This is a genomic window from Alteriqipengyuania flavescens, assembly GCF_030406725.1.
In the GTDB taxonomy this organism is placed as follows: Bacteria; Pseudomonadota; Alphaproteobacteria; order Sphingomonadales; family Sphingomonadaceae; genus Alteriqipengyuania_B; species Alteriqipengyuania_B flavescens.
The window spans coordinates 708149-735082 of sequence record NZ_CP129107.1; the positions used below are offsets into that span (position 1 = coordinate 708149).

At 66.4% G+C, this 26934-nt stretch carries 21 protein-coding genes; 15 read left to right on the forward strand and 6 right to left on the reverse strand.

From position 1 onward, the window contains the following. Positions 1-2 precede the first annotated feature (2 nt). Entirely contained in the window at positions 3-881 is an 879-nt protein-coding gene (gene lgt, locus QQW98_RS03750) for a prolipoprotein diacylglyceryl transferase (RefSeq protein WP_290136848.1), read from the reverse strand. A 147-nt stretch (positions 882-1028) separates the two neighbouring features. On the opposite strand from lgt, the gene QQW98_RS03755 reads away from it, so the two are divergent. Both QQW98_RS03755 and QQW98_RS03760 read left to right on the forward strand, forming a co-directional pair. Then, entirely contained in the window at positions 1029-2726 is a 1698-nt protein-coding gene (locus QQW98_RS03755; protein WP_290136214.1) for a class I adenylate-forming enzyme family protein, read from the forward strand. Between the two features lie 4 nt (positions 2727-2730). Continuing rightward, positions 2731-5484 carry a [protein-PII] uridylyltransferase gene (locus QQW98_RS03760; RefSeq protein ID WP_290136215.1) on the forward strand — a complete coding sequence of 918 codons (2754 nt, stop codon included), beginning with the start codon at positions 2731-2733 and terminating at the stop codon, positions 5482-5484. A 304-nt stretch (positions 5485-5788) separates the two neighbouring features. On the opposite strand, the gene QQW98_RS03765 is transcribed toward QQW98_RS03760, so the two are convergent. Beyond that, entirely contained in the window at positions 5789-6457 is a 669-nt protein-coding gene (locus QQW98_RS03765) for a YggS family pyridoxal phosphate-dependent enzyme (protein WP_290136216.1), read from the reverse strand. 65 nt (positions 6458-6522) lie between these two features. On the opposite strand from QQW98_RS03765, the gene QQW98_RS03770 reads away from it, so the two are divergent. From QQW98_RS03770 to ald, 6 genes are all read left to right on the forward strand, one after another. Then, positions 6523-7056 carry a thiamine phosphate synthase gene (locus QQW98_RS03770; RefSeq protein WP_290136217.1) on the forward strand — a complete coding sequence of 178 codons (534 nt, stop codon included), beginning with the start codon at positions 6523-6525 and terminating at the stop codon, positions 7054-7056. Between the two features lie 56 nt (positions 7057-7112). After that, on the forward strand, positions 7113-9455 hold the full coding sequence (locus QQW98_RS03775; protein ID WP_290136218.1) for an FtsK/SpoIIIE family DNA translocase: 2343 nt from the start codon (positions 7113-7115) through the stop codon (positions 9453-9455). A 243-nt stretch (positions 9456-9698) separates the two neighbouring features. Beyond that, complete coding sequence (locus QQW98_RS03780) at positions 9699-10649, forward strand: TonB-dependent receptor (RefSeq protein ID WP_290136219.1); 951 nt, start codon at positions 9699-9701, stop codon at positions 10647-10649. Between the two features lie 94 nt (positions 10650-10743). Then, positions 10744-11757: a 7TM domain-containing protein gene (locus tag QQW98_RS03785; RefSeq protein WP_290136849.1), complete on the forward strand. Its 1014-nt coding sequence runs from the start codon at positions 10744-10746 to the stop codon at positions 11755-11757. Further along, positions 11651-12442 carry a sugar-transfer associated ATP-grasp domain-containing protein gene (locus QQW98_RS03790; protein ID WP_290136850.1) on the forward strand — a complete coding sequence of 264 codons (792 nt, stop codon included), beginning with the start codon at positions 11651-11653 and terminating at the stop codon, positions 12440-12442. Before QQW98_RS03785 ends, QQW98_RS03790 begins: the two co-directional genes overlap by 107 nt. A gap of 64 nt (positions 12443-12506) precedes the next feature. Continuing rightward, complete coding sequence (gene ald / locus QQW98_RS03795; protein ID WP_290136220.1) at positions 12507-13622, forward strand: alanine dehydrogenase; 1116 nt, start codon at positions 12507-12509, stop codon at positions 13620-13622. Here the strand turns inward: ald and QQW98_RS03800 are convergent. From QQW98_RS03800 to QQW98_RS03810, 3 genes are read right to left on the reverse strand one after another with little or no spacing between them, the layout of a single operon-like run. Next, positions 13619-14020, reverse strand: coding sequence for an acyl-CoA thioesterase (locus QQW98_RS03800; RefSeq protein ID WP_290136221.1), 402 nt, complete (start codon positions 14018-14020; stop codon positions 13619-13621). The genes ald and QQW98_RS03800 overlap by 4 nt on opposite strands. Then, positions 14017-14523 carry a DUF2939 domain-containing protein gene (locus tag QQW98_RS03805; RefSeq protein ID WP_290136222.1) on the reverse strand — a complete coding sequence of 169 codons (507 nt, stop codon included), beginning with the start codon at positions 14521-14523 and terminating at the stop codon, positions 14017-14019. Before QQW98_RS03805 ends, QQW98_RS03800 begins: the two co-directional genes overlap by 4 nt. A 45-nt stretch (positions 14524-14568) precedes the next feature. Further along, entirely contained in the window at positions 14569-16653 is a 2085-nt protein-coding gene (locus QQW98_RS03810) for a S9 family peptidase (RefSeq protein WP_290136223.1), read from the reverse strand. A gap of 291 nt (positions 16654-16944) precedes the next feature. Here QQW98_RS03810 and QQW98_RS03815 point away from each other — a divergent pair, with 291 nt between their 5' ends. The 7 genes from QQW98_RS03815 to QQW98_RS03845 all read left to right on the forward strand — a co-directional run bounded on the left by QQW98_RS03815 (position 16945) and on the right by QQW98_RS03845 (position 25321). Next, on the forward strand, positions 16945-18765 hold the full coding sequence (locus tag QQW98_RS03815) for an aminopeptidase P family protein (protein WP_290136224.1): 1821 nt from the start codon (positions 16945-16947) through the stop codon (positions 18763-18765). Positions 18766-18868: 103 nt separating this feature from the next. Next, complete coding sequence (locus QQW98_RS03820) at positions 18869-19267, forward strand: VOC family protein (RefSeq protein ID WP_290136225.1); 399 nt, start codon at positions 18869-18871, stop codon at positions 19265-19267. Between the two features lie 3 nt (positions 19268-19270). After that, positions 19271-19669, forward strand: coding sequence for a cupin domain-containing protein (locus QQW98_RS03825; RefSeq protein ID WP_290136226.1), 399 nt, complete (start codon positions 19271-19273; stop codon positions 19667-19669). A gap of 210 nt (positions 19670-19879) precedes the next feature. Further along, on the forward strand, positions 19880-20425 hold the full coding sequence (locus QQW98_RS03830) for an EF-hand domain-containing protein (protein ID WP_290136227.1): 546 nt from the start codon (positions 19880-19882) through the stop codon (positions 20423-20425). Next, positions 20422-21162, forward strand: coding sequence for a response regulator (locus tag QQW98_RS03835; protein WP_290136228.1), 741 nt, complete (start codon positions 20422-20424; stop codon positions 21160-21162). The genes QQW98_RS03830 and QQW98_RS03835 overlap by 4 nt, the downstream gene beginning before the upstream one ends. A 5-nt stretch (positions 21163-21167) precedes the next feature. Then, on the forward strand, positions 21168-22571 hold the full coding sequence (locus tag QQW98_RS03840; protein ID WP_290136229.1) for a sensor histidine kinase: 1404 nt from the start codon (positions 21168-21170) through the stop codon (positions 22569-22571). Between the two features lie 62 nt (positions 22572-22633). Further along, entirely contained in the window at positions 22634-25321 is a 2688-nt protein-coding gene (locus QQW98_RS03845; RefSeq protein ID WP_290136230.1) for a M1 family metallopeptidase, read from the forward strand. A 34-nt stretch (positions 25322-25355) separates the two neighbouring features. Here the strand turns inward: QQW98_RS03845 and QQW98_RS03850 are convergent, their stop codons facing one another. Further along, entirely contained in the window at positions 25356-26882 is a 1527-nt protein-coding gene (locus QQW98_RS03850; protein WP_290136231.1) for a helicase HerA-like domain-containing protein, read from the reverse strand. Positions 26883-26934: the final 52 nt, after the last annotated feature.

Consider the following 26934-nt stretch of genomic DNA (forward strand, 5'->3'; position numbering starts at 1 on the left):
CCTCAGGCCTTTTCCGCTTTCGCCTTCATCGCTTCCCCACTGGCAAGCTCCGGCTTGCGGATGGCGTAGAGCACCAGTGCGAGACCGGCGATCATCAGCGGGATGGTGAGCCACTGGCCCATCGACAGGCCGGTGCGCATGGCGAATTCGGTCAGCTGCTCGTCTGGCTGACGGAAGAATTCGACCGTGAAGCGCCCTGCCGCGATGCCGACGGTAAACAGGCCGACGAGCAGGCCGGGCTTGAACCGCGCGCGGGTGCGCCAGAACAGGTAGATCAGCACGATGGCGAGGATCAGACCTTCCAGCAAGGCCTCGTAAAGCTGGCTGGGATGGCGCGGCAAGGGACCCGCGCCCGGGAAAACCATGGCCCATGGCACGTCGGTGGTGCGGCCCCAAAGCTCGCCGTTGATGAAATTCGCCATCCGGCCGAGGAACATGCCGACCGGAACCGACACGGCGATGTAATCGCACACGCGGATGAAGTTGAGCCCGCCGCGCCGGCAAACCCAGCCGATCGCCAGCAGCACGCCCATCAGCCCGCCGTGGAAGCTCATCCCCCCGTCCCACAATCGCAGCAGGCGCCACTTGACGAAGCCCTCGCCGTCGAAGCTGGTAAACAGGCTCTGGTCGTAGAACATCGCGTAGCCGAGCCGGCCGCCGAAGATCACGCCTAGTGTGCAGTAGAAAAACAGGTCGTCGACATGGGTCTGCCCCATCGGCGCGCCAGGCGCCTTGATCTGCTTCGACACGTGCCAATAGGCAAACAATATGCCGAGCAGGTAGGCGAGCGAATAATAGCGCAGGGTGAAGAAGCCGAGTTCGATCCCGGGCTTGAGGCCAAGGTCCGACCAGTAGATCGGTTCGTTGGCTGCGGCGGCCATCAATTCCAGCACCAGGGCAATCCTCCCGCGCGCACGGAATGGCCCGCCGCGCCTGTATTTCGCGGCCTTTGCCATAGGGAGGGGATTGGTAAAACCCCGCGCGCCGCCCTAAATGGTAAAAAACGAATCAAACTGGAGAGAATGCGGATGAAGACCGAGCTCGATGTCGCCCTCAATACCGTCATGGACCACCTGCTCGACCAGGGGGGACCTTTCGAAGTTGGCACCATCGAACGGTTCGGGCGCGAATTGCCGATCTTCGTGAACGCCCCGCCCAGCCTGCCGCATTACTTCGGCTATTTCTGCATGGGCGAACACAAGGACAAGACGTTCCTTGTCGATGGCGACATCCGCCTGACCTTCGGTGAAACCTACATGGCCGCCCGCGCGGTCGCCGCCGGCTTGATCGCGACGCACGGGGTGAAGAAGGGCGACCGCATCGGCATCGCCGCGCGCAATTCCGCCAACTGGATCGTCGCCTACATGGCATCGCTGATGGCGGGCGGCTGCGCCACGCTGCTCAACGGCTGGTGGTCTGGCGAGGAACTGCGCGACGGTATCGCGCTGGCCGATTGCACGCTGGTGCTGGCAGACGAGCAGCGGGCGAAGCGGCTCGACGGGTTCGACCACGGCGCGAAGATCGTGCTGATGGACCACGACTCCAGCTGGCAGGACGGATTGTCGAACCTTATGACAAGCGCGGGCGAGCCCGAAGCACTGCCCGAAATGGGGCCGGACGATCTCGCCACCATCCTCTACACCTCGGGTTCCACCGGCCAGTCCAAGGGCGCCTATTCCGACCACCGCGGGGTGGTGCAGGGCACGATGAGCTATGTCGCGCAAAGCGCGATGGCGCTGGGCTATCTCACTGCCAAGGGCGAGGCGCCGACGCGCCAGCCCTGCGCGCTGGTGGCCGTGCCGCTGTTCCACGTCACCGGCGAAGTGCCGCTGTTCCTGCAAAGCTTCGCCCTGGGCCGCAAGCTGGTGCTGATCCCGAAGTGGGATCCCGTCGCCGCGATGAAGGCGATGGAGGACGAAGAGGTGACCTATTTCGTCGGCGTGCCGCTGATGAGCTACGAAATCGCCACCCATCCCGACCGCGCGAATTACGACCTGTCCGCCTGCCAGAGCTTCGCCGCCGGCGGCGCGCCGCGCCCGGTCGAACACGTCACCCGCATCAAGGAAGCATTCCCGGAAGGCTTCCCGCTGCTCGGCTACGGCCTCACCGAAACCAACGGCGTTGGCTGCGGCAATTTCAACGAGAACTACCTCGCCAAGCCCGGCTCCACCGGCACGCCCAGCCGCCCGCTGGTCGACATCGGCATCCTGGACGACGATGGCCAGTGCCTGCCGCAGGGCGAAATCGGTGAAGTGTCGATCCGCACCATCGCCAACTTCCTCGGCTACTGGGACAACGACGAGGCGACCAAAGCCGCGATCATGGAGGACGGGTACTTCCGCACCGGCGACCTCGGCTATCTCGACGAAGAGGACTATCTCTACATCGTCGACCGCAAGAAGGACATCATCATCCGCGGCGGCGAGAACATCTCCTGTCTCGAAGTCGAACAGGCGATCTACGCGCACGAGGAAATTTCCGAATGCTCCGTCTTCGGCGTGCCGGACGAACGGCTGGGGGAAGTGCCTGCCGCCGTATGGCTGCCGGTCGAAGGCAGCAGCCTGACAGAGGACGAATTGCGCGCCTTCGTGGCCGAGCATATCGCTCGCTTCAAGGTGCCCGAATTGCTGTGGAAGGCCGACGGCCCGCTGCCGCGTCTCGGCACGGCGAAGATCGACCGCAAGCGCTTACGCGAACTATACACCGCAGAACTCGCGGCCGGGTGACGGCTTGACGGCGATCCGAATTCCCGACCAGCGGGCGATCATCGATCGCCGCCAGCTTGCCAGCCGGATCGCCGCCCTCGCCGCCGAGGGGGCACCGCGACAGGAGGTGGTGAAGCTTGCCCGCGCGGCGCTCGACGAGGGGCGCGAGGAACTGGCGCGCCGGCTTGCCGACAGCCCCAACGCGGGGCACGAGATCGCAGCGGGCCAGACCTTCCTGATCGACCAGATCATCCGCGTGCTGCACGATCACATCGCCACCGACGTCTATCCCAATGCCAACCGTTCCAGCGGGGAGCGGATCGCCCTGATCGCCGTCGGCGGCTACGGGCGCGAGGAGATGGCGCCGCAATCCGATGTCGACATCGCCTTCGTCACCCCCGGCAAGCAGACCGCGTGGTGCGAACAGGTAATCGAGGCGCTGCTCTATTTCCTGTGGGACCTCGGCCTGAAGGTCGGCCATTCCAGTCGCTCGCTCGACGATGTCATCCGCATGGCGAAGGAAGACCTCACCATCCGCACCGCCCTGCTCGAAGGGCGCTATTTGTGGGGCGACCGCGACCTCTACGATGCGGCCTCGGCGCGATTCTGGGCGGAAGTGGTCTCCGGCAGCGAGAAGCAGTTCGTCGCCGAGAAACTGGAAGAGCGCAACGCCCGGCACAAGCGCATGGGCGACAGCCGCTACGTCGTCGAACCCAATGTGAAGGAAGGCAAGGGCGGGCTTCGCGACCTGCAGGCGCTCTACTGGATCGGCAAGTATATCCACCGCGTGGAAAACGCTGCCGAGCTGGTCGAGAAGGGGCTTTTCACCCAGACCGAATACCGGGCCTTCCGCCGGGCGGAACGGTTCCTGCTGGCGGTGCGCGCGCATCTCCACACGATCACCGGACGGGCCGAGGACCGCCTGACTTTCGACCTCCAGCGCGAGGTGGCGAAGCGGATGCGCTATGCCGACCGGCCTGGCAAGAGCGCGGTCGAACGCTTCATGCAGTTCTATTTCCTGCAGGCGAAGCGGGTCGGCAGCCTGACGGGCGTGTTCCTCAGCCAGCTGGACGAACAGTTCGCGAAGAAGACCGCGCGGCGGGGCCTGCTCGCCACGTTCCGCCCGCGCCCGCGCGAACTCAAGGGCTACGAGGTGTTCGGCGGCAAGATCTCCGCGCGCACCGACGGCTGGTTCAGGGACGATCCGGTTCGGCTGGTCGAGATCTTCCAGCTGGCCGAGGAGCACGCGCTGGAAGTCCATCCCGACGCGATGCGGCAGGCCCGGCGCGACATGAAGCTGATCACCCGCGACGTACGCGAAGATGCACGGGCGAACGCGCTGTTCCTCAAGCTGCTGGCCGGGCGCAACGATCCCGAAGCGGTGCTGCGCTGGATGAACGAGGCGGGCGTGTTCGGCCGTTTCGTGCCCGATTTCGGTAAAGTCGAGGCGCAGATGCAATTCGACATGTACCACCACTACACGGTGGACGAGCACACGATCCGCGCCATCGGCCTGCTCAGCCGGATCGAGCGCGGCGAGCTGGTGGAGGACCACCCGCGCTCCACCGCGCTGATGCCGCAGCTTGCCCATCGCCGCGTGCTCTATGTCGCGGTGCTGCTGCACGATATCGCCAAGGGCCGCGGCGGCGACCACTCGGTGCTCGGCGGCGAAGTGGCGGAGGAGCTGTGCCCCCGCTTCGGCCTGGACGAGGGCGAGACGGAGCTGGTTGCATGGCTGGTGCGCGAGCATTTGCTGATGAGCCGTACCGCGCAGAAGCGCGACCTGTCAGATCCCAAGACCGTGAGCGATTTCGTGGCCGAAGTGCGCACACTGGAACGCCTGCGGCTGCTGATGATCCTGACCGTGGTGGACATCCGCGCCGTCGGCCCCGGCACGTGGAACGACTGGAAGCGCCAGCTGATCGGCCAGCTGTACGAACTGGCGGAGGAACGGCTGCGGCTGGGCCACAAGAGCCGCGGGCGCGCGGAAACCGTGGCGATGAAACGCCGCACCGTGCGCGAACTCATCGCCGACGACGCGGTCGATTACGATGCCATCGCCGACCTCTTCACCGACAGCTACTGGATCGCCGAGCCCGAGGACATCGCCGCACGCAACCTGGTGCAATACCGCGCGGCGGAAGAAATGGACCACATGCTGTCGGTCCACACCGAATTCGTAGAAGATCGCGGCGCCACGCTGGTCACCATCATCGCCGACGACCACCCCGGCCTGTTCTACCGCATCGCAGGCGGCATCCACCTCGCCGGTGGCAACATCATCGACGCACGCATCCATACCACCACCAACGGCAAGGCGGTCGACAACTTCCTGGTGCAGGACCCGGTCGGTCGGCCGTTTGCGGAAGCACCGCAGCTGGAACGGCTGGAGCAATCGATCCGCGATGCCATCGCCAATCGCAGCGAGCTGGTGCAGGGCCTCGCCAAGCGGCCGCTGCCCCGCACCCGCGCCGGCCATTTCGATGTGCGCCCCGCGGTTGCCTTCGACAACCGCGCATCGAGCCGCTTCACCGTGATCGAGGTATCCGCCCGCGACCGGCCTGCCCTGCTCAACCGCCTGGCGCGCGCGCTGTTCGAAGGCCAGCTGGTGGTCCATTCCGCCCACATCACCCACTACGGCGAACGCGCGGTCGACATCTTCTACGTCACCGACCTGACGGGAGGAAAGGTAGTCGCGCCCGACCGGATGAAAGCCGTCGAGGCGCGCCTGCTGGAAGCCGCCAGCGACGAATTGCAGCGCGAGATCGAGGCGGCTTGAGACTGGGCGTCGGGGCTAGTAGCCCCACTCGGCGCCCTTCACCCGCTCAGCCTGAGCCTGTCGAAGGCCACGCGCCGGTGCCAGCCGGTGGCAAAATGGCTTTCCTACTTGCGGTTACGCAGGGCAACTGTTGGCCATGCTTATCACGAACGTTCTTGTCGGCACGCAGATGGTCCTTTCGCTGTTGCAACGGAAAGTGACGCGCGCCTGGCTTTTAAAAGAAGCAAACCATTGCTGTCACACGGTTTTTAGCGGCGGAAATGTTTCGGAGAACACCCCGGTCGGTGCTCCATCTGCGGAAGCCTCACCCCCGCTCCCCGAACAACGCGCTGCCGACGCGCACGTGGGTTGCGCCGAGCATTACGGCGGTTTCGTAGTCGCCGCTCATGCCCATGCTGAGGCCTTCCACTCCGTTGTCCTGCGCCAGCTTGTGCAGCAGCGCGAAAAAGGGGGCGGGTTCGATGTCGGCTGGGGGCAGGCACATGAGGCCCGCGACCGGCACGTCCCTCTCGCGCGCCTTGGCGAGGAAGCCGGGGAGCGCCTTCACCGCGCAGCCGCCCTTCTGCGGCTCGTCGCCCACGTCGACCTGCACGAAACACGGCACCTGGCGGCCGGCCTTGTTCATCGCCTTGGCCAGTGCTTTCAGCAGGCTTGGCCGATCGAGCGAATGGATCATGTCGAAGGACGCCACCGCGTCCTCCGCCTTGTTGGACTGTAGCTGGCCGACCATGTGCAGCACCGCATCGGGATAGGCCTCGCGCAACGCGGGCCATTTACCTTGCGCTTCCTGCACGCGGTTTTCGCCGAAATGGCGCTGGCCCTGCCGGAGGAGCGGCTCGATCGCGCTTGCCGGATGGGTCTTGCTGATCGCGACGAGCGTCACGTCTTCGGGTGCGCGCCGGGCGATCCGGCACTTGGCGGCAATGTTCGCGCGAACGGTTTCGAGCGGGGAATTCTCTCGTGTGTCGGCCATGGCAAAGCCGCTATAGCGTCCGCGTGACGATGCGGAACCCCTCCCCTGCCAGCGGGACCCTCCCGATGCTCTGGCTACTGTCGGACGAGCGCAACGATGCCGGGATCGCAGAGGCCTTCGCAAACCTGCCCGAAGCGTCCGGCTTCGTCTTCCGGCACTATCACCTACGTGGTAAGAAGCGCCATACGCACTTCACCTATTTGGCTACATTGGCACGTCTGCATCGCCATCGCATCGTCCTGTCCGGAGACATCGAGACCGCGCGCGAGTGGGGTGCGGACGGTGTTTATGGCCCCGCAGCGCTCCAGCGAGCCCCCGGCCTCCTGCGGCTCGCCACCGCGCATGACGGCGCCGAATTGCAGGCGGCCAACGCTGCCGGGGTCGACGGCGTCTTCCTCTCCCCCGTTTTTCCCACCCGCTCCCACCCCGGCGCGTATGCGCTCGGCCCGATGGGGTTCGCGGTGCTGGCGCAGCAGTCGCTCGCCCCGGTCATCGCGCTTGGCGGCATGACGGCGGAACGCGCGCAACTGCTCGGCTGGCCGCGCTGGGGCGCGATCGACGGGCTGGCAGCGGGCCTGCGAGCCCAACCGCGCACTTGACGGCGAGTCCGGCAAGGACTCAAATGGCGCCCGCTTAGGACGAGGACGAAATTATCATGGCGACCCGCGTAATGACCCGCAGTGCCCAGGCGGACTGGCGCGCCGCATTCCGCGCGTCGCTGCGCCGCGCCGGGCAGATGGCAGGGGCCGGCGCTCTGGTGCTGGCGATGCTGTTCCTCGGCCTCGCGCTCGCCAGCTATACGCAAACCGACCCCAGCGGATCGACCGCGGCATCGGGCGACGACGTGCGCAACTGGATGGGCGTCGCGGGCGCGTGGGCATCCGAACGCGCGCTGCTCCTGTTCGGCGTGCCGGCCGTCCTGCTGCTGCCGCTGCTCTATGCCTTTGCCCGCAAGCTGTGGCTCGATTCCGGTAACGAGGACACCGGCCCGGTTGCGGGCAAGTGGTGGCGCACCGTAGGCAAGCTGGTGGGCGGCATGGCGCTGCTCTCCACCGCGCTGTCGCTGGTGTTTACCGGCCCCGGCGGCACGCTGCCGGCTTCGATGGGCGGGCTGACCGGCTTGCTCGGCGCGGGCGCGGTGCGCGGGCTGGCAGGGCTTGCCGGGGATACCGCTTCGGGCTGGATCATCGGCCTTGCCGCATTGCTGACGCTGGCCGGCGGGGCCTTCGTTGCGGGCCGCGTGTTCGCGCTCGATTGGGCAAAACTTCTCACCCTGCCGCTGTTGCTGCGCCGCCCGCGCGCGATCCCCGGCGCCGCGCGCGACATCATCCCCGCCACCCGCGCCAAATTCGCCGAGCCCGGGCCGAGCGAGGACCCGCCCGTGGTCGCCGACGCACCGCCGCGCCGGCCGCCGGAAATCACCGATCCCACCGCCCCGCCGCAGCGCGCGAAGGTGCGGAAAACGCAGCAGAAAGACCTGTTCGCCGACGTCCAGTTGCCGAGCCTGGACCTGCTCGCCGACCCCGCCGAGGATGCCGCGCCGAAGATCGACAAGCTGGCGCTGGAACGCAACGCCCGCCTGCTCGAAAACGTGCTCGACGATTTCAACGTGAAGGGCGAAATCACCGCCGTGCGCACCGGCCCGGTGGTCACGATGTACGAGCTGGAGCCTGCACCCGGCATAAAAGCCAGCCGCGTGATCGGCCTTGCCGAAGACATCGCCCGGAACATGAGTGCGGTGTCCGCCCGCGTCTCGCCCATTCCCGGCAAGACGGTGATGGGTATCGAACTGCCCAATGCGAAGCGCCAGATGGTCAGTTTCAAGGAACTGATCGCGTCGGAAGCCTTCGCCGGGCACAAGGGCGGCCTGCCGATCATCCTGGGCAAGGATATCGCCGGCGAGCCGATCGTCGCCGACCTTGCCGCCATGCCCCACCTGCTGGTGGCCGGCACCACCGGTTCGGGCAAGTCGGTCGGCCTCAACGCCATCCTGCTGAGCCTTCTGTACCGCTTCACCCCCGCCGAATTGCGCCTGATCCTGATCGATCCCAAGGTGCTGGAACTGAAGAGCTACGACGACATCCCCCACCTCCTCAGCCAGGTGGTGACGGAGCCGCAGAAGTCGGTCCGCGCGCTCAAATGGGCGGTCGAGGAAATGGAGCGGCGCTATCGCATGATGTCGAGCATCGGCGCGCGCAATCTCAACGGTTTCAACGAACGGGTGAAGGCCGCAATCGCCAAGGGCAAGCCGCTCGGCCGGCGGGTTCAGACCGGCTTCGATCCGGAGACCGGCGAGGAAATTTTCGAGGAGGAACAGCTCGACTACGAAGTCCTGCCTCAGATCGTGCTGATCGTGGACGAACTGGCCGATTTGATGGTCACCGTCGGCAAGGATATCGAGGTGCTGATTCAACGGCTTAGCCAGAAATCGCGCGCCGCCGGCATCCACCTGATCATGGCCACGCAGCGCCCGTCGGTGGACGTCATCACCGGGGTCATCAAGGCCAACCTCCCGACCCGGATCAGCTTCCACGTCACCAGCCGCATCGACAGCCGCACGATCCTGGGCGAACAGGGCGCGGAACAGCTGCTCGGCAAGGGCGACATGCTGTTCAAGCCGAACACCGATCCGATCAAGCGCGTGCACGGCCCGTTCGTGTCCGACGAGGAGGTCGAGGAGGTCGCCAACCACTGGCGCGGCCAGGGCAGCCCCGAATACATCGACAGCGTGACCGAGGAGCCGGAAGACGGCGGATTCGGTTTCGAGGACGATTTGACCGCAAGCGACGACCCGGCGGAAAGAAAATATCGCGCCGCCTGCCAGATCGTTTTCGAGAGCCAGAAGGCGTCCGCCAGCTGGATCCAGCGACAGATGAAGGTGGGCTACAACACCGCCGCGAAATGGGTCGAGCGGATGGAAGAGGAGGGGCTGGTCGGCCCCGCCAACCACGTCGGCAAGCGCGAAGTCTATCGCGACCGCGACGGCAACGTCCTGTAATACAGACGAGATTTCCCCGGCAGATTTCTGCGCTCGACGCCCCCCCTCGCAGCTCCGCCTCGCGCACGGACCAGGCGCACGAGCCCCGGCCAATCGTTAACGATCCCCCTCAACGGAGCCGGACAGCCCTGACCTGCCGCGGCCCTCTCACCGCCCGAGACCGCTAAAATACACTGGTTAGCGCTCGTGGTTGCCGGGCGTGGTTAGCAAATTCTTTACGCCGCGCTCCGTAGAAACCCCTGCATGGAACGCAAGACAACCGTCCGCGCTCGCGTGAAAGGGGCTTTCGCGCTTTGCTCCCTCATTTTCGGCCTGGTGCTTCCACCGTCCGCCGCGGCCCAGGATGACGCGCGATGGCGCTTCGATCCCTACGGCCGGGTCGAAGTCGGCTACGTCAGCGCCGAGAGCGGCGACCGCGAGGAGCAGATCGTGGTCGATGGCGATGCGGCGACGCTGCGCCTGCAGGCAGGCATCGAGCTCGAAAGCGACACCACCACCTTCCAGCTCGAGGCCGACCGGATCTACGTCGACCGGCTGGGCGAGGGTCGCAGCAGCTACCAGCGCGACCGCTTCACCGCCACGCTGGACCAGGAACTGGACAGCGACTGGGAAATCCGGCTGCAGGCCTGCCGCTACGACGATTTCATCACCGCCGAAGCGAACGACACGGACGAAACGTCCGGCCTCGTGCGGTTCACTTACGAGCCCGAACGCGCCCACCGCTTCCGCCTGTCGGCAAGCTGGCGCGAGCGGGAATACGATCCTTCCCCGGAAGACGGACCTGACGCTTTCGCCACCACCGGCCGTGGCCCCCGTGTCGATGCGGAATACCGCCACCGGCTGGGTCGCTATCACTACATCGCGGCAGACCTGCGCGCCGAGAGCATCGGGTCGGACGATGCGTTCCGCCGCTATTCGCGCCAGTCCGCCGCGGTCAGCTACACCCGCCCGCTCAACCGCGACCTGCGGGTGCGGCCGGGGGTGGAAGCGATGCACACCCGTTTCGGCGGCCGCACCGGCGATGATGGCGAGGTCCGCAGCGATTTCCGCATCGCCCCCGAAGTCGAGCTGCTGTGGTGGCCCGGCCAGTGGCGCATCGAGGCCGAGGCCAAGGCTATCTTCATCGATTCCAACGACGAACGCCGTGACCGCGCAGGCTACCGCCTGACCATTGCCGCGGGATATGTTTTCTAAGCAAGCCCAACTCTTTAAGCGCATTATTGCGCGGGCGACGCCCCAAGTCCGCCGGCCGTTCTACATCGGCTGTGCGGTCGGGGCCGTCTTGCTCGTGCTCACCGTACTCGGTTTCTGGAATACCTCCCGCTGGACGGACATGCCGTCCGCGCTCGGCGGGATCGCCGTTTCGCAGGCCGTCTGGGGCCTGAAGCCTTCCAACCTGCTGATGGTCCTGCCGGTCGGCGCCTTCCTGGTGGTGCTGGCCCGCAGCTTCGTGGGCGTGAAGGCGTTCGGCCTGTTCACCCCGATGCTGATCGCCCTCGCCTTCCTGCAGATCGGCCCCGTCTTCGGCCCCGTGGTGCTCGGCACCTCGGTGCTCGCCGGGATGATGATGGCCCCCGCCCTGCTCAAATTGCGAATGACCCGCGTCGGTTTCCTCGGCGTGCTGATTTCGCTCGTGGTGCTCATTCTCGTCGCGTTGCAGACCATCCTCGACCGGAACCTGCAGGTCGACGCATTCCCCGTCGTCGTCTGCGCGCTGGTGGTCGAACGCTGGCGCAAGACGTGGGAGAAGGACGGCTGGTGGCCTTCCGTCTGGCACGCCGGCAGCACGTTCCTCGTCTCGCTGATCATCACCTATGTGATGGTTTCGCCCGTGGCCCTCGCGGTCATCAATTTCTCACCGCTGCTCATGCCCGCCTTCATGGCGGTCGCGATCGCAGTCCTCGGCCGATACCGCGGCCTGAGGCTGTCCGAACTTATCCGCTTCGCACCTATCTGGCTGGAAGGAAGACGCAATGCCAACGCCAATCCGCTCGCTTCGGGACAGGATTCTGGGACGGAAAACACCGGGCTCGACCCGGGTGGAGCACAGCCGCCCGGCGACATCGCAGACCTCCTCGTCAATAACGGCGTCGGCGCTCCTGAAGCGACCGTCGCCGAAAGTGCGTCAACCGGACCAGATTCTGGGGATCAACCTGCGAAACGCGATCATCGCGAAATACAACGGCCGGCAAGCGATCGAGCGGGCCCGCGACAAGGTCGCCGCGAAAGTGGCCCTGGTCGAACGCGGCATCGCCACCACCGGTACGATAGCCGTTATCTCCAGCTATGGGGAACTCGGTAATTTCGACCCCGAGAAGGTCCTGCCGCCGGCCTGGGCGATCAAGCCCGCACGCGGATCGCAGGGCGACGGCATCCTGCTGGCCGTGGGCAAGAAGGGGCGCAACTGGCTGAAGGGTTCGGGCAAGGAAATGACCCCGGCGGACGTCTACAACCATGTCCAGAAAGTGGTCGACGGGCAGTTTTCCGGCGACAGCGAGCCGCAGGATGCGGCGCTGATCGAGCCGCTGATCATCGCCGACCCGACCATCGCCGCGCTGGTCGACGACGGGCTGCCGGACATGCGGGTAATCTGTCTGAAGAACGAACCGATCATGGCGATGATGCGGTTTCCCACCAACGAATCCGACGGCAAGGCCAACCTGCACCAGGGCGGGATCGGCGCGGGCGTTGCGCTGGACACGGGGATTATCTTTCGCGCCAAGCAGGGCACGAAGGTGCTGACCCACCATCCCGACACCGGCGCCAATCTGATCGGTTTCCAGGTGCCGCACTGGGACAAGGTGCTCGACATCGCCGGCCGTTCCGGCCCCGCCATCGGGCTGGGGTACTGCGGTGTCGACATCGTCCACGACAAGAACCACGGGCCAATGGTGATCGAGGTAAATGCCCACCCCGGCATCGAAATCCAGAACACCACTCTGCAGGGCCTGCGCGGGGCGATGGCGCTGCTGGGCGAATTCGATTGAGGTTGCGGGCAACTGGTTTCAACCGTAACGGCCTCTCCAATCGAAATCGCCGTTGGAGAGCGCCATGCGGATCGGCTGCCCGAAAGAAATCAAGAATCACGAATACCGCGTCGGCCTGACGCCGGAAAGCGCGCGCGAGCTCGCCAGCCGCGGCAACGAGGTGTGGATCGAAAGCGGCGCGGGCCTGGGGATCGGGGCGACCGACGCGGAATATCGCGATGCGGGTGCCTCCATCGTCGACGGGCCGGATCCGATCTTCGCCGAATGCGAAATGGTGGTGAAGGTCAAGGAACCGCAGGCGGTCGAACGGGCCAAGCTGCGCGAAGGGCAGATCCTCTATACTTACCTCCACCTCGCGCCCGATCCGGAGCAGACGAAGGACCTGGTGGAAAGCGGCGTGACCGCAATCGCCTATGAAACCGTGACCGGCCCGCGCGGGCGGCTGCCGCTGCTCACCCCGATGAGCCAGGTGGCCGGCCGCATGAGCATCCAGGCGGGCGCGAGCGCGCTCGAAAAGGCGCATGGCGGGCGCGGCGTGCTGATCGGCGGCGTGCCGGGCGTGCTGCCGGCCAAGGTCGTGGTGATCGGCGGCGGCGTCGTCGGCTTCAACGCGGCGCAGATGGCCGTGGGCCTCGGCGGCGATGTCGAGATCCTCGACCGCGACCCAGAAGTGCTGGAAAAGGTCGGCACCTTCTTCGAAGCGCGCGCGTCCACCCGCTTCAGCAACAAGACCAACCTCGAAGACGCGATCCGGCAGGCCGACCTCGTCATCGGCGCGGTGCTGATCCCCGGCGCGGCGGCACCCAAGCTGGTGACGCGCGAAATGCTCGGACTGATGAAGCCGGGCGCCGTGCTGGTCGACGTGGCGATCGACCAGGGCGGCTGTTTCGAAACTTCCCGGCCGACGACCCATGCCGACCCGACCTACGTCGTGGACGATATCGTCCATTACTGCGTCGCCAACATGCCGGGCGCGGTGGCGCGCACCAGCACCTATGCGCTCAACAACGTGACCCTGCCGCACGCCATGCGCATCGCGCGCGACGGCTGGAAGGCAGCGCTGCGGGCGGACCCGCACCTTGCCGCGGGCCTCAATGTGCACAAGGGCGAGGTGACCTACGAAGCCGTGGCGAGCGAGCTCGGCTACGACTATCGCCCGGTCGAGGATGTTCTGGCCTAGTCCTCGGGAAAGAACGGCGCGGCGACTTCGGGCCTGATCCGGACCAGCCGCCCGCTTTCCTTCTCGATCATCGCCCAGGTGCTGCGCACGTCGACCAGCACCTTGCCCGCCGCATCGCGAAAGGTGACGGCGCGGTCGAACCGTGCGCCGCGCGGCGGGTCGGGGATCCAGGTCGTCGCCTCCACCGTCTCGCCCAGACCCACATTGCCGCGATAGTCGATTTCGTGCCGCGTCACGAACCAGACGTAATCGTCGCGGAATTCGGGTGCGGCCACGGCGAACCAGTGTTCGGTCGCGATGTCCTGCACCCATTGCAGCCAGACCGCGTTGTTGACGTGGCCGTTGACGTCGATGTGCCCTGCCTGCGCGGTGAAGCTGCGCGTGTGGCTGTTGCTCACGGAACGTCGATCCCGGACAGCTTCCAGCCCAGACCGTCACGGTGGAAGATCAGCGTGGCAAGCGCCGCGCCCTCCCCATTCACGCGCGAGACGGTAAAGGTGTTGAAGCCCCGGTCGATATCGAAATTCTCGACGTTCTGCTGCTGCATGGCCACTGCGCCCAGCGCGCCGGCGATGTTGCGCAGCAGCGGGTCGCGCGGCTCGTCCGCCATGGCGGCAGCGATCCCGTCAGCCGTGATCAGCTGGTCCACCGCCCGGTCCACCGCGACGCGCCCGGCGACGCCCGCGATCGGGTTGCCGGCGGCTTCCTTTTCAACCATCTCGCCCAGCTCGTTCTTCAGCGAGGCGCGGAAGGCGGGCAGGTCGATAGACCGCGACAGTTTGGCCGCATCGCGATCCTGCGCCGCGTCGCGCAGGTTCTTCAGCGCCATTACGGGGCTTTCCCACCACCAGGCGCCGACGACGACCACCAGGATGAACAGAACGAGCAGCAATTTGCGCATGTCAGAGGCCCCCAATTCGTCGCAGCGTCATGCCGGGCAAACCTTTCAATCTTCCAAACCGAGCTGCCACAGGATGAAGGCGAATTCCTCCGCCGTTTCGTAGAGGCTCTGGAAGCGGCCCGACTTGCCGCCGTGGCCGGCGCCCATGTTGGTCTTCAGCAGCAGTTCGTTGCCGTCCGTCTTCGTCGCGCGAAGGCGAGCGACCCACTTGGCCGGCTCCCAATAGGTAACGCGTGGATCGTTCAGCCCGGCGGTGACCAGCATCGGCGCATAATCCTGCGCGGTCACGTTGTCGTAGGGGCTGTAGCTGCGGATATAGTCGAACGCCGCCTTGTCGGTGATCGGGTTGCCCCATTCGGGCCACTCGCCCGGCGTCAGCGGCAGCTCCTCGTTCAGCATGGTGTTGAGAACGTCGACGAAAGGCACATGCGCCACCACCGCGCCCCACAGGTCGGGATCGGTGTTGGCGACCACGCCCATCAGCTCGCCCCCGGCGCTGCCGCCGGAAATGCTGATTTTGCCCGCTTCGGTATAGCCGCGGTCCGCAAGGCCGCGGGCCACGTCGACGAAGTCGGTAAACGTGTTTACTCGCTCCATCAGCTTGCCCTGCAGGTACCAGTTCCGGCCCAGGTCGTCCCCCCCGCGGATATGGGCGATGGCGTAAACGAAGCCGCGATCGACAAGGCTGAGGCGCGAGGTCGAAAAGCCCGGCGGCACGGCATAGCCGTATGCGCCGTACGCATAGAGGTGGAGGGGGCCGGGACCTTCGGGCCGGTCCTTGCGATAGACCAGGCTGACCGGAACCATCGTGCCGTCGCGCGCCTCGATCTCCAGCCGCTCGGTCACGTAGAGCTCGCGGTCGTAGCCGCTCGGGATCTCCTGCACCTTCAGCGTTTCGAGCCGCCCGTCGGTGAGGTGGTAATCGAACACCGTGCCGGGCGTGACCATGCTCTGGTACGACAGGCGCAGCACGTCCTGGTCCCATTCGGGATTGTTCGACAGCCCGGCGGTGTAGCTCGCTTCGGGAAAGGCGATGGGCAGCGCTTCGCCGGGATTTTCGTACCGGCGGATCTGCACCTGGTCGAGCCCGCCGAGGCGGCCTTCGGTGACCATGAAGCCTTCGAACAGGTCGACATCGGTGAGGTAGAATTCGTCCGATCCTGCCAGCACTTCGGTCCATTCGCCCGGTGCGTCGATGCTCGCGCTGGCGAGGCGGAAGTTCACATGCGTATCGTTGGTGTGGATGTAGAGCGTGTCGCCCTTCATATCGACGGAGTATTCGGTGCCCTTCTGCCGCGGGCGGACCAGCACCTGCTCGCCCGTGGGATCGGCGGCGGAAACGAAGCGGACCTCGCTCGTCTCGTTGTCGCCGGTGCCGATCACCAGCCATTCGCGGTTGCTGGACAGCCCCGCGCCGACGCGAAAGCCCTCGTCTTCCTCGCGGTAAAGCTCGACATCCTGTTCCACCGGCGTGCCGATGCGGTGGAGCCGCGCGTTGTCGACGCGCCAGTTGGCGTTGGCCTTGCCATAAACGAGCGCCGTGTCGTTCGCGACCCAGGTCAGGCCAGACAGGGTTTCCGGGATCACGTCGTCCAGCAATTCGCCGGTGCGCAGGTCCTTGATCCGCGCGGTGAAGCGTTCGGAACCGTTGTCGTCGAAACTATAGGCGAGGAAATTGCCGTCCTCGCTGACGGAGGTGGACCCGAGGCGGAAATATTCCTTCCCTTCGGCAAGGGCGTTTTCGTCGAGGATCAGGACGTCGGCGCTGCCGTCATCCGCCGCGCCGACCGGGCGGCGCCAGTGCTTGCGGTATTCTGCGCCTTCCTCGAACGTGGACCAGTAAAGCCAGTCGCCGTCCTTCTGGGGCACGGAGCTGTCGTCTTCCTTGATGCGCGCCCGCATCTCCTCGAACAGTTCCTCGACCAGCGCCTCGCGCGGGGCCATCCGCGCTTCGAACCAGGCGTTTTCCGCCTTCACGTATTCCAGCACCTCGGCATCGTCGATCTCGGGATAGGACTTGTCGTACAGCCAGTCGTACGGGTCCTCGATCGTCACGCCGTGGCGGGTGAAGCTGTGCGCGCGCTGCTCCGCAACGGGAGGCGCGGTGGGGGCGGTGGTCTGTTCGTCCATGGATGTCTCTTGCGCCAGGGCCGGCATGGCGGCGCAGGCGAGTATTGCGAAAAGGGCGGGAAAGGCGATGCGCATGGTGCGGCTCCGCAGGTGAGGATTGTGCGGCAGGCTCTATGGCAGGCGAGGGGTTGCTGCAACCGTCCTTCGTCTGTTTGAAAGGCGATGCGCAAAGGGAGGCGTTTGCATCGCAATGTGCTATGTTCCGGGTCCAGACTCCGCTTGCACCTGCAGCGGGGAGCGCCCACCTGCTTTGGTGAGAACCACAGACTCGAGACCCACGGACCGATTGCCATGCTGATGAAGACCCCCGACGAACAGACTCTCGCCGCCCGCCTCAAGGCCCTGCGCGAAGAGCTGGCGAAACGCGGGCTCGACGGCTTCATCGTCCCCATTTCCGACGAGCACATGAGCGAATACGTCGGCGATTATGCCCAGCGGCTGGAATGGATTTCCGGCTTCGCGGGCAGCGCCGGCAGCGCGCTGGTGATGCAGGACCGCGCGGTGATGTTCACCGACGGCCGCTACACGATCCAGGTGCGCGAGCAGGTCGATCCCGCGCATTGGGAATACGAAAGCGTGCCGCAGACCAGCATCGCGAAGTGGCTTAAGGAAAACGCGAAGGACGGCGCGCGCATCGGCTACGACGCGTGGCTGCACGACCGCGGCTTTGCGAAAGCGGTGCACGCCGTGCTGCAGGCCAAGGGCGGCGAGATCGTGGAAGTGGACGGCAATCCCATCGACGCCGTGTGGGACGATCGCCCCGCCCCCTCCCCGGCCAAGGCCCTGCCCTATGAGACAGAGCTGGCCGGCCGCTCCAGCGCCGAAAAGCGCGCCGAGATCGCCGAATGGCTGAAAGCCGAGAAGCTGGATGCGACCGTCATCTCCGCGCTCGACAGCGTTGCCTGGCTGCTCAACCTGCGCGGCGAGGACGTGACGCACACGCCCGTCACCCTGTCCTACGTCATCGCCCATGCGGACGGCACGGCGGACTTCTTCATCGCCGGCGAGAAGGTCTCGCCCGAACTGACCCAGCACCTGGGCAACGCTGTGCGCATCCGCGAGCGGATGGATTTCGAAGGCGCGCTGAAAGACATGAAGGGCAAGCGCGTCGCCGTGGACCCCGCCCTCTCGGTCGCCGCGATCCCGCAGGCGCTGGAAGAAGGTGGCGCGGTCGTGGTGGCGGAGCGCGACCCAACCATCGTGCCCAAGGCGCGCAAGAACGCCGTCGAGCAGCAGGGCCAGCGCGACGCGCAGATCCGCGACGGTGCGGCGATTGCCAAGTACCTCCATTACCTTTCAGTCGAGGGTCCGAAGGGCGAGCTCGACGAGCTGAAGGCCGCCGCGCAGCTGCTCGCCTTCCGCAAGGAATATCCGGACCTAAAAGACATCAGCTTCGACACGATCTCCGCCGCCGGACCGCACGCCGCCCTGCCGCATTACCGGGTGGACGAGAATTCCAACCTTCCGATCGAGCCGAACAGCGTCTTCCTGTGCGATTCTGGCGGCCAGTATCCGGACGGCACCACCGACATCACCCGCACCGTGTGGATCGGCCCCGATGCGCCGCCCGCCGAAGTGGTCGACCGCTTCACCCGTGTGCTCAAGGGGCACATCGCGCTTGCCCGGCAGGTCTTCCCCGATGGCACGACCGGCGGCCAGCTCGACGTGCTGGCCCGGATGCACCTGTGGCAGGCCGGCCTCGACTATGCCCACGGCACCGGCCACGGCGTCGGCGCCTATCTCGCCGTCCACGAAGGGCCGCAGCGCATTGCCAAGCCCGCGGGCGGGCAGGCTGGAACCGGCGAGCCGCTGCGCAGCGGCATGATCTGTTCGAACGAGCCCGGCTTCTACAAGGCCGGCGAATACGGCATCCGGATCGAAAACCTCGTCATCATCCAGCCGAGCGACAAGAGCGGCGATTTCGGCGATTTCCTGGAATTCGAGACCACGACCTTCGCCCCGATCGACCGCACGCTGGTCGATGCAGAAATGCTCACTTCGGAAGAGCGTGACTGGTGGAACGCCTATCACGCGCGGACCCGCGAGCTGCTCGCGCCCCAGCTCGAAGGCGATGTGCTGGCTTGGCTGGAGGATGCCTGCCAGCCGATCTGACCGCAAGCGTGCTCTGCCGGGCAGGGTCGTCTTGCTGCTCGCCCGATGTTCGCGTAATGTTCCAACCAGTCGCAAGGGTTTGCGAGTCGGCAGGAGCAAGCAGATGATCGGTTACGTCACACTGGGCACCAACGATTTGCAGGGTAGCGCGCCCTTTTACGATGCCATTGCGAAAGAGCTGGGCGTCGGAAGGATGATGGATTTCGACACGTTCATCGCCTGGGGCGGCATGGACGGTAAACCGGGCGTCGCACTGACCCAGCCGTTCGATGGAAACGAGGCGAGCGTCGGCAACGGCACGATGGTGGCGCTGGAATGCAGCGGGCCGGAACAGGTGCGCAAACTGCACTCTATCGCGCTCAACGCCGGCGGCACGGACGAAGGTGCCCCGGGTCCGCGCGGCGATGCGGACGAGGGCGGGAATTTCTTCTACGCCGCCTATTTCCGCGACCGCGACGGCAACAAGCTCAACGCGTTCTGTATGACGAAGGAAAGGAACTGACCGATGGCCAAGACGCACAAGCTCAGGGACGAATTCATCCACCTCGGCCTTGGCGCCACAGCCGTGCCGCAGTCACCCTTCGCGGGGATGGAGTGGTACGAGGCCTATGGCGAGCGGCATGGCGCGGACGGGGCCGAAGGCAGGCTGGTCTCAATGCATCGCTTCACCGAGGATTGGGACAGCTGGGAAGTCCATCCCGCCGGTAGCGAAGTGGTAATCTGCATCGAAGGCGCAATGGTTCTGACGCAGGAATGGCCCGACGGACGCACCGGACAGGTTACGCTGGCCGCCGGCGAATACGCGATCAACGAGCCCGGCGTGTGGCACACCGCCGACGTGGCCGAAAGCGCCACGGCGATCTTCATCACCTCCGGCCTCGGCACGGAGCATCGGCCCCGGTAGCTGGCCGCGAAATTGGCCCTCGCATGAACGGCGCGCCCGTGCTGCGACACTTTGCGACACTTTCGCAGCGACCCGGCAAATTCATGCGACACCTCGCCCCTAGAACGGCAAATGTGAGTTGCGAAGTCGCCGGGCCGGTCCCCTCTCCCTCCCCCCCCCGAAGGTCCGGCGCTTCGCAGCTCCCCCGATTTGTTCTAAGGAGCCGAAACCATGAAGAGACTGACCATCGCAATCTCCACCGCCGCCCTGCTGGCCGGCGGCGCCGCCTACGCCCAGAGCGCAGACCGCAACGCCGACACGACCCGCGCCGAAGCGATCGAGCGCACCGCAGAACGGTTCGCCAAGATGGACGCCAACGATGACGGCGTGCTCGATGCCGAAGACCGCGAAGCGCGCGCCGGACAGATGTTCGACCGCCTCGACGCGAACGGCGACGGCATGATCAGCCGCACCGAGTTCGAAACGCACCATGCGGAGCGCCGCGAACAGCGCGCCGAACGTCGCGGTGAACGTGGCGAGCGCCAGGAACGTGAATGGGGTCGGCGCGGAGGCCGCGGCCATCGCGGCGACATGGCGATGATGCGCCGCGCCGACACCGACGGCAACGGCGCGATCTCGCAGGCCGAATTCCAAGCCGCCGCCCTCGCCCGCTTCGACCGCGCGGATGCCGACAACAATGGCGTCGTCACCGCGGCCGAGAAGCAGTCCGCCCGCGCCGCGATGCGCGAAACGCGCCAGCAGCGCCGCGGCAATTGAGCGAAGACGCACCCGTCCGGGTCCTGCTCGTCGATGACGAGCGGACCCTGCGCGAACCCCTGGCCGAGTATCTCACCGGCCAGGGGTTTGTCGTGACCGAGGCGGACAGCGCCGCCGCTGCCCGCTCGCGCCTGCTGGAAGGGCGCGCCGACATCGCGCTGGTCGATATCATGATGCCCGGCGAGGACGGTCTGTCGCTGACGCGGCACCTGGTCGAAGCGCAGGACCTGCCGACCATATTGCTGACCGCCAAGGGCGAAGCGACCGACCGCATCGTCGGGCTGGAAATCGGCGCGGACGATTATGTCACCAAGCCGTTCGAGCCGCGCGAGCTTGTCGCCCGCATCCGCTCGGTCCTCCGCCGCGCGGGGCGCAGCGCAGAGGATGCCTATCCCGGCGAGACGGCGCGTTACGAATTCGAAGGCTGGCAGCTCGATCCGCTGAAACAGCGCCTGACCGATCCGGACGGCGCGACCGTACCGATCAGCACGACCGAATTCCGCCTCCTCACCGTCCTCCTCGACCATCCGCGCCAGGTCATGCACCGCGACCGGCTGCTCGAAATGGTCAAAGGGCGCGAGGCCCATGCCTTCGACCGCGCGGTCGACAACCAGGTCAGCCGCCTGCGCCGCAAGATCGAGGCAGACCCGAAGGATCCGAAGCTGATCCAGACGGTGTGGGGCGGCGGCTATCGACTTGCCGCCGAAGTCCGCCGTGTGGCTGGACCGAAGGACTGAACGTCGTGCGCCTGTGGCCCCGCAGTCTGCTCGGCCAGATGCTGCTCGCCGTGGCGCTGGCGCTGCTGGTGGCGCAGTCAATCTCGGTCGTCCTGCAGTATCGCGCGGCGCAAGAGCGCGCCGCCGACCTCGTCGCCACCACCGTGGCCGTGCGTCTGGCTGAGCGAGTGGGGTCCGAGCGGATCGGCGACGAGCGCCCCCAGCGTTTCGAACGCCGCCGCGGGCGCGGATCGGATCGCGGGTTGCGCCGGTTCGCGATCATCGAAACGGCCGCGCCGGAGTTGCCCGACGCGCCGCGTCTGCCACGCCTCGAAAACGCCGTCCGCGACAGTCTCGACGGGCAGGCCATCGCCGTCACCGAGCTGCGCGCGCAGATCGTTGAAACCACCGCCGACCCGCTCGCGCGCCGGTTCCTCCAGGACCGCCCGCGCCTTGCCGCCCGGCGCCCGCTGCCCGGGCGGCTCGCTGTCATTTCCATCCTGCCGCAGGGCAGCGCCATGTGGCTGCAGGCCCGCGTCCCCGTGCCCGAACGGCCGGACGGCGCGCTGGGGGCGATCCTGCTCCAGACCCTCCTCCTCTACCTCGTCCTCATCGGTATCCTGTGGCTGGTCCTGCGCCGCATCGTCGGTCCCTTGCGCGGCCTCACGGCCCGGGTGGAGGATTTCGCCCGTAGCCAGTCCGCCGCCGCGCCGCTGGAACCCGCCGGGCCGGACGAGAGCCGCCGCCTGATCGCCGCGCATAATGCGCTGGAAAGCCGGATCGTCGCCCTGCTCGACGAGAAGGACGTGATGCTCGGCGCGATTGGCCACGACCTCAAGACTCCGCTCGCCGCGCTGCGCGTCCGCATCGAAAGCGTCGAGAACGAGGCTGCGCGCGCCAAGATGGTCGCCAGTATCGAGGATATCGCCCGGTCGCTCGACGACATACTGACGCTGGCGCGCGTGGGCCGGCCGACCGACGCGGCGGAGCGGATCGAACTGTCCGCCCTCGCCGCCGCGCTGGTCGAGGAATATGAGGATATGGGCGAGCCCGTGACACTGGGCGAAACCGCGCGCATGGCCGCCCCGGCGCATGCCACGTGGCTCAGGCGGGCGCTGCGCAACCTCGTCGGCAATGGCCTGCGCTATGCCGAAAATGTGCGGCTGTCGCTCGTCCGCGAAGGCAACGAGGCAGTCTTCACCGTGTCCGACGACGGGCCCGGCATCCCCGATAAGGACATGGTCGCGATGCTGGAACCCTTCCGCCGCGGCGAAATGTCGCGCAACCGCGACACGGGCGGCGCGGGCCTGGGCCTCACCCTGGCGCGTGCCATCGCGCAGCAGCACGGCGGAACGCTGACGCTCGCCAACCGCGCCGCGACCGACGAAATGCCGTCCGGGCTCGACGCACGGCTTCGCATCCCGCTGTAATCGCTCGCCCGCGCGCCCGGTGGGTGATATTGCCCGCCATCCATATCCGGGGGAGCCCAAACATGCGTATATCCTTGATCGCCCTTTCGAGCGCGCTGGCACTGTCGGCGTGCGCCACCGTTCCCGCCCAAACCGCCTCCCCGGCGATGCCCGAGGCGGCCGGCCCGCAGCCGCTTTCCGCCAGCATCCCCAGCGACCTGCCGCGCGGCGCGGCGCCCAGCCACTATCGCATCCACATCGTGCCCGACATCGCCAACCTGACCTTTGCCGGGCGCGGTTCGATCGAACTGGAAGTGTTCGAGCCGATCGACGCGCTGGTCCTCCACGCTAACGACCTCGAGATTACCGAGGCTCGGCTTTACAACCACGCGGGCGGCACGCGGTCGGACTTCAGCCAAGCGTTCGATGCCGAAAAGCAGACCGTCAGCTTCTCCGACGGCACGATAATCCAGCCGGGGCGCTATCGCTTCGACACGGTTTACACCGGCACGATCAACCAGCAGGCGAACGGCCTGTTCGCGCTCGATTACCCGGACAAGCGGACGGGCGAGCCGACGCGCAGCCTGTTCACCCAGTTCGAAGCGCCCGACGCGCGCCGCTTCGCCCCGATGTTCGACGAGCCGAGCTACAAGGCGACGTTCGACCTCTCCGCCGATGTGCCCGCGAACATGATGGCGGTCGGCAACATGCCGGTGAAATCGGAAGAACCGATGGGCGCGCTGAAACGCGTCACGTTCGACACCAGCCCGAAGATGTCGAGCTACCTGCTGTTCTTCGCGCTGGGCGACTTCGAACGGATCACGGACACCGCCGCCGACGGGACCGTCACCGGCATCGTTTCGCCTGCGGGCAGCGGCGAACAGGCGCGCTACGCCCTGGAATCGCTGACCCCGCTCAACGGCTGGTTCAACGACTATTTCGGCGTCGACTACCCGCTGCCCAAGCTCGATAACGTCGCCGCGCCCGGCAGCAGCCAGTTCTTCGGCGCAATGGAGAACTGGGGCAGCATCCTGACCTTCGAAAGCATCCTGCTGTTCGATCCGGCCAATTCCACCGCCTCCACCAGGCAGTCGATCTACGCCGTCCAGGCGCACGAGGTCGCGCACCAGTGGTTCGGCAACATCGTCACCATGGCGTGGTGGGACGATTTGTGGCTGAACGAAGGCTTCGCCAGCTGGATGGAAACCAAGACCACGGCGCGTTTCAATCCGGACTGGTACCCGCTGCTGGGCCGGGTCGGCGCGCGGGAAAGCGCCATGCGGCTCGACGCCTTTCCCACCACCCACCCGGTGATCCAGGAAATCCGCACGGTCGAACAGACCAACCAGGCCTTCGACCAGATCACCTATTCGAAGGGCGAGGCGGTGATTTCCATGTTCGAAGCCTTTGCCGGCGAGGACGTGTGGCGCGACGGTATCCGCCGCTACATGGCACGCCACCAGTATGGCAACACGGTGAGCGAGGACCTGTGGCGCGCGGTGGAGGAAGCGGGCGCGACCGGCCTGGTCGATGTCGCGCGCGATTTCACCACCAAGGCCGGCATTCCGCTGGTGACGCTGAACAGCGCCACCTGCAGCGGCGGCAAGACCACGCTGGCGGTCAGCCAGGGCGAATACCGCCGCGGCGACTGGTCGGGCGTGACCGAGGCTGCACCGGACTGGCGCATCCCGCTGCTGATTTCCATCGACGGCGCCGCGCCGCAGCGCCGCGTGTTCGGCGAACAAAGCGCGACCTACACGCTCGACGGGTGCGGCACGGTGGAACTCAACGCCGGCCAGCTCGGCTATTTCCGCACGCTCTACCCCGCCGCCGAGCAGGCGAAGCTGGCGGCTTCGATGCGGCGGCAGGAACCCATCGACCAGCTCGGGATGATTGCCGATGCGCAGGCGCTGGGGGTCGGCGGTTACCAGGGCTACGCCCCCGCGCTCGACCTGCTGGCCGCCATGCCGGTCGATGCCAATCCGGTCGTTCTCCAGACCACGGCGGGCGACTGGGGCGGCTATCACGGCTTGCTCAAGAGTGGCGGGCAGGACGAAGCGGCTGCCAAGCTGGCGGGCCTGATCCGCACCCGTTTCCGCCCGGTGCTCGATTCGCTCGGTTACGAACCGTCGCCCGATGAAACGATCCCGGAATCGAACCTGCGCTCCACCCTGCTCGGGATCATGGCCGCGGCCGGCGACGAAAGCGTGCAGGCGGAAGCCAGCCGGCGCTTCGCCCTGCTCGCATCGGACCCCGCCGCGCTCGACGGCCCGCTCAAGTCGCGCTGGCTGGGCATCGTCGCCAGCAAGGCAACGCCGGAGCAGTGGGAACTGCTGCTCAAGCTGGCGAGCGAAAGCACCAACACCGCCGAGCAGCGCACCTACTACAACCTGCTCGGCGCGGCGGAGGACGAGGCGCTGGCGCGGCGCACGCTGCAACTGGCGCTCAGCGGTGAAGTGCCGCTGACGGTGGCTGCGCAGCTCGCCGGATCGGTGGCGCAGAGCAACGGCGACCTCGCCGCAAACTTCGTGCTCGACAACCGGGCGACGATCGACGCGCTGGTCGACAACAGCGGGCGCTCCGGCTTCTACGCCCGCCTGTTCTACGGCGCGCGCGATCCGGCCACCATCGCCCGGATCGAGGCCTATCGCGACTCGCTGTCCTCCGACGCGCAGCGTCCGGTGAACCAGGCGCTCGACGCGATTGCGGAGCGCCAGGCGGGCCAGCCGCGCGCGATCGCCGAAGTGGCCGCGTGGGTGATGGCGCAGTAATCCGATCCGGCGGGCCGATGCCGCGGGGGAAGCCCTAACGCATCAGCCCGCCGAGGATATTTCGCACGAAAGCGGTCGCCCCGGTCCGCAGCGGATCGGCGCTCGACTTGCGGCCCAGCACGGTGGCCACCGCGATAGAGGCCATCGAGCCGGCCGCCGCACGAGCTGCGCTCTTGCCCGCCTTCTCCCACATCGTCGGCGACTTGCGCGCTTCCTTGGCGACTTCGGCCTTGCCGACCTTTTCCACCTGTTCGGCGGTCGCGGCGGCATCGGCGGCCTTCTGTTCCAGCACTTCGGCCGCGCTTTCGCGGTCGACCGCGCTGTCGTACTTGCCTTCCACCGGGCTGATCGACTTGATGATCGCGCGTTCCTTGGCCGTCACCGGGCCGAGGCGCGAGCGCGGCGGCTTCACCAGCGTCCGCTGCACCACCGACGGCGCACCATCCTCCTGCAAGGTGCTGACCAGTGCCTCGCCGACACGCAGTTCGGTAATCGCCTGCTCCACGTCGAGGTCGGGATTGATCCGGAACGTGTCGGCGGCCGCCTTGATCGCCTTCTTGTCCTTGGGCGTGAAGGCCCGCAGCGCGTGCTGGACCCGGTTGCCGAGCTGGCCGGCCACTTCTTCGGGAATGTCGATCGGGTTCTGGGTGACGAAATAAACGCCCACCCCCTTCGAACGGATCAGGCGCACGACCTGCTCGATCTTCTCCTCCAGCGCCTTGGGCGCGTCGTCGAACAACAAGTGCGCCTCGTCGAAGAAGAACACGAGCTTCGGCTTTTCGGGGTCGCCCACTTCGGGCAGCGTCTCGAACAGCTCGGCCAGCAGCCACAGCAGGAAGGTGGCGTAAAGCTTGGGGCTGCGCATCAGCTTTTCCGCCGCGAGGACATTGATGTTGCCGCGCCCCTGCTCGTCCAGCTTGATGAAATCGTCGATTTCCAGCGCCGGCTCGCCGAAGAACATGTCCGCGCCCTGGCTTTCCAGGCTGAGCAGCGAGCGCTGGATCGCCCCGATGCTCTGCTTCGACACGTTGCCGTATTTGGTCGTCAACTCCTTCGCATGTTCCGCCGTGTAGACGAGCATGGAGCGCAAATCTTCGAGGTCGAGCAGCAGCAGCCCCTCGTCGTCGGCGAAGCGGAAAACGATGTTGAGCACGCCTTCCTGCGTCTCGTTCAAATCCATCAGCCGGGCGAGCAGCAGCGGTCCCATTTCCGAAACTGTGGTGCGGATCGGGTGACCGTTCTCTCCGTAAAGGTCCCAGAACACCGCCGGATTATCGGAATAGGCATAGTCGTCCATGCCCAGTTCCCTCGCCCGGCTTTCCAGCTTGTCGGCGTGCTTGAACTGCGGGCTGCCGGGCATGGAAATCCCGGCGAGGTCACCTTTCACGTCGGCGACGAAGACGGGTACGCCGGCGGCGGAAAAACTCTCGGCCAGGCCCTGCAGCGTCACCGTCTTGCCCGTGCCGGTCGCGCCGGCGATCAGGCCGTGGCGGTTCGCCTGTCCCATGCGCAGGACCTGCCGCTCTCCATTTGCGCCAAGCCCGATGAAAATCTCGCCCATTCCAGCCGCCTTCCCGTGATTGATGAAGGCGCTGTTTCGGGAAGCGCGCGCG